We start from the raw sequence: 14,399 nt of genomic DNA on the forward strand, positions 1-14,399 counted from the left end.
AGTCTTTTGTGCTGCTGCGCCTGCCGCTCTGAGCAGCAGTTCCCCATCGCCGGATATATATTCGGTGAGAAAACGCAGCAGCTCTCCCCCAGCTTGATGATTTATTGATGATATGCAGATTTTCAGAGCAGGCAACAGCTCAAATTTTGAGATGCCGAAAACAAAGAAAAGCCTGCCGTTTCTCTGCCGATTCCTGAGTTTTCAAATTCCCTATAAAAGAGGACCTGCTAAGCAGGTCCTCTTTTATGCAGAAAAACCGTAGCTTCCTTTCCTCCGATATTTCGGCGTAAACATTATATGATATTTGCAATTCCATGTTGTATGCGTTAAACTGTTCATGTCGTTCGTATTGAATGATCTCCCTTTGTTTTCTGTGCAGTTGGCAGACCGCACTTCTATTCTAAATAAAGAAAGTTTTTTGTATACTTCATCGGCTCTCGCCTCTTTTGAACCACTCGCCCAGCGAGTGGTTTTTGAGATACAAACAGGGAAACGGTACAGCCTAAAAGCCGTGCCGTTTCCCACAAAGTCAATCCTGCGCTGTTTTATTGGTGCCGTCCATTTGAACCGCTCAGCTGTTCCTGAACCCATTGTAGGGTAAGGGGACCGAATTTGCCGCCGGGCGCATCGCAGACCACTAGAAGATCCTCTTCCTCATACCAATAAGAATACAAGCCGAACAGCCCCAAAAACTCCTCGGCATCTGCATAGATTTTAGAATCTATTTTAACAGGGGGGTACACCAGTTCCCTTTTCTCACCGTTCACGGACACCGCCGTGCCTGTGGACATCTCCACCACCGTCTGCCCTAACTGCACAACCACCTTCGACGTTTTTCCATCCCAGTCTACGGTTCCCCCTAGAATGCCCTCCATCGCGCCCCGAATAGGGATATAAGGTCGACCGCTCTCCAGGATCGGTCCGGCATCCGGCTTAATCAGACGACCCTTTTGCAGGGCGCTTCCACTGTCCATCTGTATGAAAACCTCTTCCCGTGCGATCTTCTTCGGATCACGGTATAAGCCGCGGCTCTCCAACCAATTGACAAAAGAGTTTTCGCACCGCAAATATGCCCTTGCACCACTCGCTATAGGGACATCTAGAGTTCCCGTCAGCATGGGCACGCCTCCTATATACAGCACAGCGACTAAATACACCAGCAGCACCCACCGGGCTTTCACGTGTTTCACATGGTGCCAGAGCTCGTACCAGCTCCGCAGCATGGAATCTATTTTTTCCGCTGTCTGTGATACCTTATTTGCTATATCATAAAAACCGCCGCCATACCTCTTGTGGAGCATGGCAATAAGACGCTCCACTATGATATAAAGCCCGCGGGTGATGCCGCTCAATAAAAGCGGGATGACAGACAGCAGCCGAAGCAGATATTTCCCCAAAAGCAGCCCCAAAACGCACACTCCCACGACAAAGAGCACGCAGACCACGCGACCTATCAGCGGCCACGACAGAAAGGTTTCAATATATACGTTCCACTCCATTTATTCTTCCTCATCATTATACATAGCGTCAATCATATCGCTGTCCTTTCCCTCCTGGCCCGCCGCCTTTTTTGCAGCTTGCCCAGTGAGCAGTTTTTCGCTCTCCGACATTCCTCCCAAAATCTTGACCTTGCCATACGTCTTAGATTCCTCATCCGTCAGGATCTCACTTTCCCGCAGGGTTTCTACGCGCTTAACCGCCCTAGCAAACTCTTTGTCCTCGTTCTCCGCGATTTTTTGGAAGGCTTCCTCTTCCGTCATCCTTCCTTCCACTACAGCCGTCTTCAGTGCTTCAACCATGCTCCCGGACAGGGGCGAGGTTAGTCCCCGGGCGCTCTCTTTCAGCTTCATGTCCAGTTGCTGCTTACCGTAGTTCTTCACATACTCCTCTGCGTCTCTGCCTGGCTCCGCCGTCACCACGGATACCCGGTATGAAAAACCAGTGGAGTCATCAAAGCTGTTGTAAGAGGAGAGCTTTTCTGTCAGCTTCTCGTCCATCCCTTCATAGTCTAGGATGCTGTATTTCCTGGTTATTTTCCTGACGTCCATGGTAAACAGGTTTTTGAAGTAGGCGTTCACGTCCAGGTTCCGATTCACATAAAAGGTGAGGGGGTTCGTCACCTGGATAACCGCCTTTACATACACGGAAAAGGAATATGCCCCTTCTTTGCTGGCGGCGGTAAAGTCAATTTCTTTTGTATAGGGATGGGTGGAAATTTCCACAAGACGGGTATATTTCCCCACCCGCAAATCCCTGGTGGTCGTATTAGCCGACACCAAAATGTCGTCATTCGCCCCCTCCGCCAAAATAAAAGCCGAGCCGGCCTTTCGGTAGTTGGGGATTTGGGGGAAAAAGCCCCCCTTGAATGGCACGTCTTGTAAAATCAGGTCATTTTGAAATTCCGTCATGCTATGTATTCCTCCCTTTCTATTTTTCCGCAGGAAATCCTGCTTCTTTGACTGAAAGCCATGAAAAGGTCTTCATATGCCTAACAGCTTAAAAATTTCCTGCGTCATGCCGCAGGAACATTTCCGCAAAAGCGCGGATACATCCTCCTTATAAACCGGGGCAGACCGCATCATGTTGCTGAAATAGGCAGCAGTATGCCTTACAAGCCGCGCTGGCACAGAATAGCCGGAAATCTCCTTCAGGTACAGCTCTAACAGGTCGAAGAGCCATCTTCGGCTGTCGCGGCTTGACAGAACCTGTGCCAGCGCCGGGGCAAGGAGCTGTTGCTGTTCTTTGGTATCGCACACAACCAAAGGCAGCTCAAGAGACCTTTCATTCACATAGTAATAGCAATAAGTGACAAGCGTTAGATAAAAACCTGCCGCTTCGTCTTTTTCTACTTTTTTGGAAGTTTTGCTGGACAGCTTCTGATACAGTATTTCGCACATCATGGTGCGGACATGTACGGAACAGGAGAGAGCCAGGGAAAGGAAAAACATATCCGCTTCAGAGAAGCCCTCCATATGCGTGGCAATATTTTTTTGCAGCAGGTCTTTCAGCTTTCCGCAAGCTTCCGGGACGTCCAGCTTGGCATAGGCGAACAGGGCTGATTTCCAAAGCCATTTTCCCGATTCCGCCCAAGTCTGCGTGATAGAAAGAACGTCATCTTCCAAGGAGGGGTCCTTCAGCAGGGTGGAAGCCAACGTGCCCAGAAAAAGCATATTTTCGGGTCTGGAATAGAGCCTTGGGAATATTTCTCTTTTTGCGTCGGCAAAATCCAGCGCGATCACCCTTGAAAAAGCCTGTACCATCTGCTGCGCGTCAAACCCCGTCTTGTACTTATAGTTGTCGTTCACCTTTATCAGCCATGAAATGATGGGAACACGCAGTGCGGGGAACTGCTCCCTAATATTGCGCAGCACCTGCTTTGATTTGCTTCCGAAGCCCACGCAGCGCTGCCCATCGCCCCGGACGAAAGTCCCCGCCCCTATCACCGCCAATTTGCACTGCAAGGAAAGGTACGGTTCCCTGCTGCGGGATCGTACCACATTTCCATTCTGATCCACCTCTTCCACAGCGGGCAAAGCATCCATCAGCTTTTCCGCCATGTCCGGCAGGTCGTTTATCGAGACGATGTCAAACACCGCCAATATTATGGTCAGCGCCAAATACTCCCCGTTTTTGTATTCTTCTACAAATTCCGCGCAGTCTGCCGGTTCTTTTAAATCAAACCGCGCTTTCTTTTTGTCCTTTTCCTGGACCGGCACCTCCTTATATTGCTGCGGACCTTCAAGATTCATGTTCTGCACGAACACCTGGTAATTTGCATAATTCCCCGATGCTTCAAAGCTTTGGAACTTGCTTCTTTCTTTTTTTAATTCATCGGGGTTCTTTGGGATATGGAAAGGCATATCGGCGCCCTTCCCGGGCTGTTCCGTATCAGACGCCACTTCCGATTTTCCGATTTCAACATCCTGTTCCTTTTCAGGTGCCGCATCTTTCTCATGCGGCTGCGCAGCATCTGTATTCATGTGTTATCCTTCTTTCCTATGTTGATTGTCTGCGCAAACACCTGCGTTCCCGCCGTGTTGTCATGGATGTTCATCCCATTCCCCAAAGCTGCGGGATTCCCGCCTTCCCGCGTGACCTGCCTGTCCATCTTGATGCGGTTGGCAAGATGGGAGGCGATTTCAGCCGGGTTGGAAGAAGAGAAATAATTGGTGCTCCTGGGGTCAAACATTTCTTCAGGCAGGGGCGTTCCATCCAAATAAACGGGGATGACTTTCCCGTCGCTCTTATGCGTACTGAAAGCGATATTGGCCTCCTCCATGGGCACCTCTTTGGTCACATACTCTTTCGACACGAACAAAGCGACATATTCCGCCTCTACCCCAAAGATGCGGTAGAACACCTCCCTCTGGTTCCTCCCGCTCAACACCGTCTGCGCCTCCGGGGAAGGGGCAAAAAACACCCGGATGTCCTGTCCCCGCACATAATGGTATACCTTTTCTGCCAGATCCTTATTTTCCGTTGCGAAAGACAGCGCGATGTCATAACAGTACTCCATTACAGTTCACCCTCCATTTTACATGATTGGTCAAAATTTGACACTCAATGAATAAAGCACAGAAAGCCAGAGAGAAAGGAGAAAATCATATGAAATATGAGAAAAACATAAGCTCACGTTCTGCGTTTTGCATTTGATCATAGAGCTTCAAAATACTTTTCCTTCCATTCTTTTTAGCGTTCGTCCGATTTGCATTTTAGATTTTCTCTCAAAGTAGTCTTCACTGTCAATGTCACCACAGAGCGTCCCTGAGTCCCAAGACAATCCATAGGATTCAATTGCAGTTATTAGCTGCTTAGAGACTTCTTCTTGGATGTGATTTCCTGTGTTTGCCAACCATGAGTCAATCTTTCCGTGGCTTTCATCGATATAACGTCGCCCAACATTCAGATCAAATCCGACACCCGCGCTTAGGTTAACTTGTGCTTTGCATATGCCGAGAGGTACTATCTTCGAGGAATCGAATTCAATTTTGATTCCATCCTGTGAAAAAATGTTGTCTGTATTTTTGATTTGGTCAAATGGGTTTTCATCTTCCGCATAAGAACTCATTTCCCAATCAAATATAAGATCTTCTATGTAATCCTGAGGCGGTTTCCTTTCTGACGACTTTTCTACAAAATCCTTAAGGTCGTTGTATGATTCCTCCTGCGTTTCAGTGGCAAGGCATATTTTAGATCTTGATAAAAATATTTTAGAATAATGAGTTGTAATAGTACTATCTTTATAATATTCAAAAATTCGTTTATCAACTTGGTCTTCCATAACGTCCTCAAAATCACAGTCTTGATCAAAAGTAGACAGCCAAGACAGGGAAACTGTCGCCGATGGAGGTTGGGATGGGTCTTCTGTCCACATACTGGTCAGGGCGTTTACAATCGAACCACGATTGAAAAGAAACCCATGAAGTGACCGCCATTCAATTCCGGCACTCCAATCATCAAAAACGCATTGAATCAAAATCAGACCGCAATTGGAATGCAAAAGTTGGGATCTCCCATGGCTCTCTTTTGCTACACCAATTATGTCAAAATCTTCCGACAGACAAATTGCAGCAGAAGAGTCTTCCAAAAGCGGTAGTATAGCAGCAGCACCGACTACCGATTTGGGGCTAGCAAAAAGGTTCATCTGATTTTGTATCTTAAATTTTTCAAAGGACAATGCATCAATACCGGTAGCAATTTTGTCCAGAATGCTAGATATTTCAAATTTAAATTGAGATTTGGAATATGTTTGGCTTTCCTGCAAAAAATTTGCAAGCATTTTCTGCGTGTCTGCAAAAGGCTCTTTGTTCTTTAGACTCCGCATCAAAAAGATTAGTTGTCCTTGAAATACAGTTTTTTCAAGCTCACCCCGGCTTACTAATCTTTTCCAGTCAACTACTGCGCTTTCTAAGGAATCCAGACCTTCCTGCAACAACCCTATCTGCCGCTCATAGTCCAAATAAACCTGATTTCTTGCATTTTCAAAAATTTCATAGCAAGCGGCGAACTTAAGATAGGGCATAGTGTAAAAGGGATCAAAGCCAGGTCTTTGGGATAATGCGCCACGTTTACACAAATTCAGTATCTCTTCTTCCATAGTGTCCAGATTTATCCACTTCACAGGAACACTGGGGTAAGAGAATGTGTGAAAAGGATATGTATTCACATCTTCAGTCGAATATTGACGCTTGAGTTTTACGCAGATAGTTGTGCCGCAATCCTCCACTGACTCAGTCTCTTCAAAGTAAGCTCGAATAGAATTGGAAAACAGCCTAATCTTATAGCAAGGAGCATCTTTAGCTGCTTGAGTAAAAAGATTGATTTCTTCGCATTTGGAAAGGCAAGAGATAAATCCTATTCCAAATTTGGCAATAGATGGGAACGGATAAGAACGACAATCTTTTTGGTGACGATAGCCGGAATCCGCAATACGAAACAAAAAGGATTTTATGGCGTCTAAATCCATTCCTGTTCCAGTATCAGAAACGATAAGTAAGCCGCCATGCTCCGAATAGGCAACAACCACCTGTCCCGATTTCTCCCACATACCCCATGATCTTGGCGAAGGATAGGGCAGCGTAGCAGCAGGATCAATATACGATCGCATCAAAACGGAATCAATTCCGTTTTGTACCAGTTCTCGAATAAAATCGTACTCCTCGGTATATACAGACTGAGAAAGAATGTTCCAAATAGCACCTTCGTCAGTTAACTCAAAGCGCATTTCTTCCGTCTGATATTCACTTCCTGGCGCTGGCTTTATTTCGTATTGAAGATGTGGAAAGCGGAAATTTCCATTCAAACGGTAAAGAAGATCCGCGTTAGCATGAAGAAGCTCTTCATCTAAATAATGAAGCCATCCTTCCCAGATGTGATGTTCATCAATATTTTTAGCCAGAACTTTGAGAGTAATCTGCTCTGGAAGCAACGAATACAGTTCGATCAGCTCATGTCGTTCATGATGCAAAACAGAATCATCGGGAAAGTAGGACGGATAGAACCTTCGGATAAAATTGCTTGTACGATTTTCGTCCATATCCAGAAGATCGCCAATGCGCAATAAAACCCCCAGCAAACTGAAACGTAAAACATATCCACCAATCATATCTTCATTATAAAACCGTGGATCAGAGTAAAACGCTTCCAGTGTCATTCCATGAGCTTCGCATGTGAACAGGATACAGTTAAAAAGACGATTGCGCTCTTTGATTAGGGTCAAATGTTCATCCATAAACTTTTTCAATGGCTCTTCTGCATATAGGTGGTGATTAACACGCTGCTCATACCGATCTTTTCTATTGGGATCTGCCATACCCATATCATGAAACATTGCTGCCATAATTAAACAGAAAAGTTCAGGGGGAGTTAAACTCTCCCTCAAATCTTTACTCAATATCAGGTAAATATTGTCCAAGATGCGCAAAGAATGAGAAAAACCATGAGATGTAAATGAGGGAAATACATTTTTAATATACTCTAGCATTTCTTCTGTTATCGCTGCTATCGGAAACAGCATTCCATAATAGGCTTTAGCCTCTTGACTGGGGTTGGCTGCCAAAAGTTGAAACATGCGGTTGTTTTCTAGTGATTGGATAAACATAGACGCCTCCCCTTTGACACATGGTTTTATGCCTAAGATATATCTAATTGCAAATTGTATCTAAAATTATAGTCTTTATGTCAAAAAAAGTCAATACATTTAGAACCATGTCATAAATGAAACTTGCAAAGAAAAGAGTTATTTATACAAGTTAATCTGCAAAAGTAAATAATCTTCTATTCCTGCCCTGGAGCAGGGCAAGCAACTCACTCAAAAAAATTCCTGACTTTGAGGCAACGATTGCCACCCATGTGGATACTAAACACCTACATAATCACATCATCGTAAACTCTGTCAGCTATGTGAACGGCAAGAAGCTCCATCGCAAAGCGGTTATATTCAAAAATTTATTCATGCAATAAACGAAGCCCCTGAAAAGATTAACTAATGAGCGTTGAAGTATGGCAACAGATAAAATCGCAAGGCATATATGCTGGAAGCAAAGAAAAGCAACTGAGTTTCCCAGTTGACATTCGGTCGGTATACCGATATAATGGTAACAGAGAATTCGGGGAGTGAGCGCAATGGATTTACAAGGGTATTTGTCACAGCGAAACATGAGCAAATATTATCTTTCCAAAATCAGCGGAGTGCCTAAGACCACAATCATGGATATCTGCGCCGGGCGGAGTGAAATCGGGCGCTGCTCCGCCAAGACAGTGCAGCAGCTCGCAAAAGCTCTAGACTGCACCATGGAGGACATTATGAATTTGTCCTCGCCGCATGAGGATACGAGAGGTTTGCCCAAAGATTCTTCTTATCTGGAATGCGGACTGCCAGAGTTTTTGCAGGACTCTATCGGCGCTATGCAAAGCGCATGGCAGAAGCTGGACAACGGTGAGAACTATCTGCGCTGGGACTGCGATTACTGCAATTTGCAAACAGATATCAATAATGCAGAAATCAATGGAATCATCAGTCCGGAACGGGCGTGGTATCTACGGGAAAAGTATCTGAGAATGGAAAGGCCGTGATGAAATGGAAGCCATCGACTTTACAAAAATGCAAAAGCGAAATAAGGCTTATGCCGGGGCCAATGGCAGCAAAATTTCTATTCTATACGAGGGCGAGCAATATATGCTGAAATTCCCGCCGATTGCCTCGAAAAGTCAAATATTAAGCTATAGCAACAGCTGCTTTTAGAGTATTTGGGCTGTCAGATTTATGAAAGCATCGGGGTTCCCGTTCAGAAAACGCTGCTGGGAACATTCACTGTGCGTGGAAAAGAAAAAGTTGTCGTTGCCTGCAAAGATTTCACAAGTCCCGGGGTCGTTTTGCAGGATTTTGCCTCTTTGAAAAACCAGATGATTGATTCGGAACGAAATGGTTATGGAACGGAGCTTACAGACATTCTCTACACTTTTGAAGAACAGACGGCGATCGACAGCAAGCTGCTGATAGATCGATTCTGGGAAATGTTCATCGCAGACGCCCTAATCGGAAATTGGGACCGCCACAATGGCAACTGGGGTTTTTTGTACGATACGCAAAAGGACACGATGGAACTTGCCCCCGTGTACGACTGCGGCAGCTGTCTTTATCCGCAAGCGGGCGAAACCATTATGGAAGCTGTTCTGGAAGATGAAATCAATACCACGCCCAAAGGACGTGGTATGAATGATAAGCCCTAAAAGGGTATGATACTGGCAGCGCCTAAAGGCGCCAAATGAGAAACGCCAACCGCACGTTTTGGTTTGGCGTTTCTTTTTACATTTCTTCTAATTCCTTAAAGGGGTCTTCGTACTCTTTGAAGCTCATTTGATCCATGATTTGGTCTTCTCTCTCCTGGTCTTGGATATATTTTTGAATTGCCTTCTGATTGCCTCCCACCGTACTCACATAATACCCCTTTGCCCAAAATACTCTCCTGCCATATTTATACTTTAGATTTGCATGTCTCTCGAATATCATCAGCGTACTCTTTCCCTTTAGGTATCCCATGAACTCCCCTATACTGTACTTGGGCGGTATGGACAGTAACATATGGATATGATCCGGCATTGCATGGGCTTCTACTATCTCCACATGCTTATATTCGCATAGCTTTCTCAGTATCTTTCCTATATCTGCCCTTAATTTCCCATACACTACCTTCCTTCGATATTTTGGTACCAGCACGATGTGATATTGACACTTCCATTTTGTAGTGTGAAATCGCAAGCGTTTTGCGATGTACTTTGCTCGTCCATTTGGACTGACCTCCTTTGATTTTTTGTGCGGTTGGCGTTACCTGCCTTTATTATATCAAAGGAGGTCCTTCTTTCTATAATTGTCGCTATCGCTTTTTCGTTCTCCACCGGCATAGCCGGTGGTTGAGGGTATAAATGAAATAAAAATTGGTTCCTCACATTTTATCGGTGGGGAACCAATTTTTTACTTCTCCTTTTGCTGGCTTTCATATAATTCTCTGAAAGGTCCGTTTCTGTCTAAAAGCTCCCGGAAGGAGCCTTCTTCCACTATCCTGCCCGTCCCCATTACCAAAATGCGGTCAGCGCTTTCAATGGTGGAAAGGCGGTGCGCCACAGTGACGGTGGTCATGTGAGCAGAAAGGCGGTCCAGGCACCGTTGCACCTCCTTTTCTGCAGCGGAATCCAGAGAAGCGGTGGCCTCGTCCAGGAGCAGGATCGGCGCTCCTTTCAGGATCGCCCTGGCAATGGCGATCCGCTGCTTTTGCCCGCCGGAAAGCTGGTTTCCCCGTTCTCCTACCTGAGTTCCGTACCCCTCCGGCAGGCCTTTGATAAATTCATGGATATCCGCAAGCTCTGCGGCGTGTTCCACTTCTTCCCGGCTGGCGAGGTGGTTTCCCAGCCGGATATTTTCTTCGATGCTGCCGTCGAACAAGGTGCATTCCTGCGGCACATAGGCAAAAAGCTGGCGGATAGTGGTAAGGGAAAGCCCGGTTTTTCCAAAATAGCGGATCGTCCCGCTGTCAGGCGGATAGAAGCCTTCCAGCAGCTTGACGACTGTGGATTTTCCCCCTCCGGAGCCGCCCACAATGGCAAGGTGTTCTCCTTTACGAAGGAATAAGTCCAGATGGTCAATGGCGTTTGTTTTCCCGTCATAGGAGAAGCACACGTTCTGAAACTCCACAGCAATTTCCTGCTCTGTATCGACCTCGGTTTCGCCCTGTTCCAAATCCTCCAAAGGCAGGCTGAGCAGTTCCCGCACCCGTTCCATGGATACCAGATTGGGCTGGGCAAGAAGCAGAAAGGTGCTGAGCCGATAGACGGAATCAGCCATCATGCCCATCAGGGTGGCGTTGAACACTGCATTGCCCAGCGTGGTATCGCTCCCTGCCAGGAACACGCCCAGAAGAAAGCCCACAGCCTGAGCGGACTGGGCGAAGAAATCCACCACGCCATAAGTGATGCCAATGATATTTTGATATCTGATCCGCTTTTCCCGAATGACAGCGCAGATTTTTTGATAGCGTTCTGCCAGTACCTTGTGCATGACAAATACTCGGATCACCGGGATCGCCCGCAGCGCCTCAATTAGAAATGATGCGGAACCCGCAATTTCTTCTTTTGCGTCCCTGTCCATACGTTTTGCCAGCGGATTGAGGTACAGGGAAAGCGCCAGATTGATCCCACCGTATACAATTCCCGCCGCCGCAATGCGCCAATCGTTTATGATAAGCAGGATGAGTGTGACGGGAAACACCACCGCAAAGCGGATCAGGTTGACCGTTCCAAAAGAACGGAAGGTATTCATGCTGCGGTTGGCGTCGTTTGTCAGCCGGGTGATGTAATCCCCGGTCTTATATCCCGTCAGTGCGGAGTGGGGCAAATGCAAAATATGATCAAACATGGTTTTATTCAGATTGGAAAGCCCCTGTGCAGCAGAAACGCTTTGCAGGTAGTTTCCGTACACCACCGGCGGGACCAGCAAAAGGAACAGGCACAGCAGCAAAAGCAGGGTGAGAAAAATGTTTTCGGCACTTACTCCCGTAACAATATCAATCAGCACCTGATTTACATAGGGCAGGGCAAAGAGCAGGGCCAGTTCACAGGAACCCAGCGTCACGCCCAGCAGGTACTTTCCACGATGGGGAAGAAAAGAGAACGCAAAACGATAGAGTGTAAAGCCAGAGGTTTTTCGTTTCATAAAGCGCTTTCCTCCCTTTTCACAAGCCCCTGCAGCATACACATTTCATAATACTTTCCTTTTTTCTGAAGCAACTCCTGAGGTGTGCCATCTTCGGTGATTTCTCCCTGCTCCATATAGTAGATGTAGTCTGCGTTCTGCACGGTGGAGAGCCGGTGGGCAATGATCACTGCCGAACGCCCTTCCAAAAGCTTTTCCAGAGAGGCCTGCACCTCCCGTTCCGTCTGTAAATCCAGAGCGGAAGTGGCTTCGTCCAGCAAAACCAGCGGCGCTTTTTTGACCATGGCTCTGGCAATGCACAGCCGCTGCTTCTGTCCGCCGGAAAGTGTCTGACCGCTCTCCCCGATTTGGTGATCCATGCCCTCTGGGAAGCTGCTGACAAAATCCCACAGGCTTACATTTTTCAAAGCGGCTTCGCATTCCTCCCGTGTAACCCCCGGTCTGCCATACGCAACATTTTCAAAAAAGCTGCCGTCAAACAATGCAGAATCCTGGGTGACGATTGCAAGCTTCTCCCGGAGTGCATCCGGCGTCCAATCGGCAGATTCAACCCCAAACAGCTTCAGGCTGCCCCTGTCCGGGAAATAGAATCGGCAGATCAGCTTGATTAAGGTGGACTTTCCGCAGCCGCTTGCCCCCACAATGGCGATCTTCTGTCCTTGCGGGATCCGCAGATTGATCCCATGGAGAATTTTCCTGTCGGCCGTGGTATAGGAAAATTCCAGATTTTCCGCTGTGCAGGGCTCCTGATTGACAGGCTGGGAAACCTTGCCCGGCTGCTCATCGGGAATGTCGATGACCTCGTAGTACCGCCGGGCGCAGGAGATGGTATACCGCACAGTTCGTATCATGTAGTCAGACTGGGAAAAAGCGTCCGTAATATAATTGCTCATGGTGACAAAGGCGATAAACATACCCACGCTGAGTTTTCCGCTGGACACCAGCAGGGAGCCAATGAGAAATAGGGCCATTGTCTGGGTCACATTGGCGATATAGCGTACACAGGTCATCTTCATTGTGAGTTTTTCCGTGTGTACAGACTGTTCATAGGCAGCATCTACAGCCTTGCCGAACTGCTTTTCCATGGCGCTTTCCCCGGCAAATGCCTTCAGGGTCAGTGCGCCGGAAACAGCATCTGCAGCGCAACTCATGGCGGAACCGGTATGGTCCATGGATTTCTTAGCCTGCGTTTGAATGGGCTTGCTGATAGCGTTTACCAACCCCAGGGACAGGGGCAGAATAACAAGATAGGCGACGGAAAGCTGCCAGGAGATGAAAATGCAGGCGGTGAGCCCAAAGAGACCGGAGAAAATCTGCCGGGAGAAATTGCTCAGATGCCCGGCGGAAAAGGTGCTGAGAAAATCGATGTCGTTGTTCAAACGAACTGCGATATCCCCGGTGCGGAATTTTTCCTCCAGCACCGCCGTGTCCCCATGGGTGATCTTCGCAAAAGCCCTGCTCCGCACCTCCAAAAACATATTTTCCGTAATGCGTCCGATCACATGATAGTGGAACGCCGTGCGGGCACAGTCCAGCAGAATGAATACCGCCATCAGAGCGGCGGAGAGGATCATATCCTGCACCATGCCCGCTACGCCAAAATCCACCGCTTTGCCCCAATAGGTGGCGGAAAGCATTTTCAGCACGCCGGACACGAGAGAGATCCCCACAATAATGATCAACCCCGGCAGGTGCTTTTTGTTGTCGATATAGAAACGTAAAAGCGGATTTCCGTCCATTTTCAATCCTCCTTATCAAGCAGGGGCAGGGCTTTTATTGCTTTGCCTCCTTCTGCCAGCCAAAGCTGCACCAGAGGGTGATCTGGGTATTTCCGTTTCAGGTATTCCCGGTTTTTCTGCCAGCCCGCCCGGAACTCCGGGTCGTTTTGCAGCCTGTCATAGCTGCGCTGGTTTGCCGGATAATGAATGGCTTTGGCGTTTCTTCCCAGCACATACTTTGCCCCATGGTCGGAAAGCTGAATCCCGAAGTCGTTGTCCTCGCAGCCCCATGTGTTAAAAAATTCGTCAAACCAGATACCGTTTTTCCGCATAAACTCTGTGGGCACTGAGAAATGCAGACTCCACAGCACGAGATAGGGTGCCTGCCAGCGGTACAGTTCATCGCCGCACTGGGCATAATCCCGCTCCCGGCCGTCTTTCATATTCCGGCTTTCCATGATGGCGGCGGCTTCGTCCGGGGTGTGGCTGTCAATGATTTCCCGCATTTCGTCCAAATCGGAGGTCAGGTCGTTGCCGTAAACATACCCGATCACCACAAGCCTTTCTCCCTGCTTCTGATACAAACGGTAGTGCTCGGAAAGGCAGGAGCCGGTCACGATCACGCCGCTGTCAAGGAACAAACAAAGCTCGCCTTCTGCCGCACGGATTCCCATGTTCCGGGCTGTGCCGGGGCGGAAGCCCTTGTCCTCCTGCCAGCAATAACGAATCGCAATTTCATTCTCGTATTCCCGCACCACGGCTTTCATATCCTCGCTGGAGCCGTCGTCGCAGATCAAAACTTCCACCTGGTCAAGAGGAAAATCTGAGCTTAAAATGGAATCAACGGTGAGCCGCAGTTCTTTTGAGTTGTTGTACACGGGAACGATTACAGAAATCTTTTTCATGGCGCTTCCCCCATCTGAATTTGTAATTGCAGTATAGAAAACGGCGTATCTCTTTTCAAGCCCTTTTGC

At 47.6% G+C, this 14,399-nt stretch carries 13 protein-coding genes and 1 pseudogene; 4 read left to right on the top strand and 10 right to left on the bottom strand.

The features are described 5' to 3' along the window. Nucleotides 1-255 precede the first annotated feature (255 nt). The 6 genes and pseudogenes from AB8996_RS10210 to AB8996_RS10235 form a co-directional block, all read right to left on the bottom strand. Nucleotides 256-339: pseudogene (locus AB8996_RS10210) on the bottom strand (IS200/IS605 family transposase); the annotation flags it as partial. Nucleotides 340-545: 206 nt separating this feature from the next. Next, nucleotides 546-1,499 (bottom strand): copper amine oxidase N-terminal domain-containing protein, encoded by a 954-nt coding sequence (locus AB8996_RS10215; RefSeq protein WP_369298882.1) that lies wholly within the window; start codon nucleotides 1,497-1,499, stop codon nucleotides 546-548. Continuing rightward, nucleotides 1,500-2,222 carry a hypothetical protein gene (locus tag AB8996_RS10220; protein ID WP_369298883.1) on the bottom strand — a complete coding sequence of 241 codons (723 nt, stop codon included), beginning with the start codon at nucleotides 2,220-2,222 and terminating at the stop codon, nucleotides 1,500-1,502. It lies immediately after the preceding gene. Nucleotides 2,223-2,480: 258 nt separating this feature from the next. Next, entirely contained in the window at nucleotides 2,481-3,899 is a 1,419-nt protein-coding gene (locus AB8996_RS10225; RefSeq protein WP_369298884.1) for a hypothetical protein, read from the bottom strand. 77 nt (nucleotides 3,900-3,976) lie between these two features. Next, nucleotides 3,977-4,516 carry a TIR domain-containing protein gene (locus tag AB8996_RS10230; protein ID WP_369298885.1) on the bottom strand — a complete coding sequence of 180 codons (540 nt, stop codon included), beginning with the start codon at nucleotides 4,514-4,516 and terminating at the stop codon, nucleotides 3,977-3,979. Between the two features lie 147 nt (nucleotides 4,517-4,663). Continuing rightward, nucleotides 4,664-7,600, bottom strand: coding sequence for a hypothetical protein (locus AB8996_RS10235; protein WP_369298886.1), 2,937 nt, complete (start codon nucleotides 7,598-7,600; stop codon nucleotides 4,664-4,666). Nucleotides 7,601-7,818: 218 nt separating this feature from the next. Between AB8996_RS10235 and AB8996_RS10240 the strand changes: the two genes are divergently transcribed. The 4 genes from AB8996_RS10240 (at nucleotide 7,819) to AB8996_RS10255 (ending at nucleotide 9,231) form a co-directional block, all read left to right on the top strand. After that, complete coding sequence (locus tag AB8996_RS10240) at nucleotides 7,819-7,962, top strand: relaxase/mobilization nuclease domain-containing protein (protein ID WP_369298905.1); 144 nt, start codon at nucleotides 7,819-7,821, stop codon at nucleotides 7,960-7,962. A gap of 162 nt (nucleotides 7,963-8,124) precedes the next feature. Further along, nucleotides 8,125-8,574 carry a helix-turn-helix domain-containing protein gene (locus AB8996_RS10245; protein WP_369298906.1) on the top strand — a complete coding sequence of 150 codons (450 nt, stop codon included), beginning with the start codon at nucleotides 8,125-8,127 and terminating at the stop codon, nucleotides 8,572-8,574. Nucleotides 8,575-8,578: 4 nt separating this feature from the next. Further along, the gene (locus AB8996_RS10250) at nucleotides 8,579-8,743 is read left to right on the top strand and encodes a hypothetical protein (RefSeq protein WP_369298887.1); all 165 of its coding nucleotides are present in this window, start codon (nucleotides 8,579-8,581) and stop codon (nucleotides 8,741-8,743) included. Between the two features lie 5 nt (nucleotides 8,744-8,748). Next, nucleotides 8,749-9,231 (top strand): HipA domain-containing protein, encoded by a 483-nt coding sequence (locus tag AB8996_RS10255; protein ID WP_369298888.1) that lies wholly within the window; start codon nucleotides 8,749-8,751, stop codon nucleotides 9,229-9,231. Nucleotides 9,232-9,307: 76 nt separating this feature from the next. Here AB8996_RS10255 and tnpA read toward each other — a convergent pair whose 3' ends face one another. The 4 genes from tnpA to AB8996_RS10275 form a co-directional block, all read right to left on the bottom strand. After that, nucleotides 9,308-9,772, bottom strand: coding sequence for an IS200/IS605 family transposase (gene tnpA / locus AB8996_RS10260; RefSeq protein WP_369298907.1), 465 nt, complete (start codon nucleotides 9,770-9,772; stop codon nucleotides 9,308-9,310). Between the two features lie 201 nt (nucleotides 9,773-9,973). Continuing rightward, nucleotides 9,974-11,707 (bottom strand): ABC transporter ATP-binding protein, encoded by a 1,734-nt coding sequence (locus AB8996_RS10265; RefSeq protein WP_369298889.1) that lies wholly within the window; start codon nucleotides 11,705-11,707, stop codon nucleotides 9,974-9,976. Then, a complete protein-coding gene (locus tag AB8996_RS10270; protein ID WP_369298890.1) occupies nucleotides 11,704-13,446 on the bottom strand; it encodes an ABC transporter ATP-binding protein in 1,743 nt (580 codons plus the stop codon). The genes AB8996_RS10265 and AB8996_RS10270 overlap by 4 nt, the downstream gene beginning before the upstream one ends. Before the next feature lie 2 nt (nucleotides 13,447-13,448). Next, nucleotides 13,449-14,330, bottom strand: a complete 882-nt coding sequence (locus AB8996_RS10275; RefSeq protein WP_369298891.1) for a glycosyltransferase — start codon at nucleotides 14,328-14,330, stop codon at nucleotides 13,449-13,451. Between the last annotated feature and the right edge of the window lie 69 nt (nucleotides 14,331-14,399).

The sequence above is a fragment of the uncultured Neglectibacter sp. genome (genome assembly GCA_937958185.1).
Lineage (GTDB): Bacteria > Bacillota > Clostridia > Oscillospirales > Acutalibacteraceae > Acutalibacter.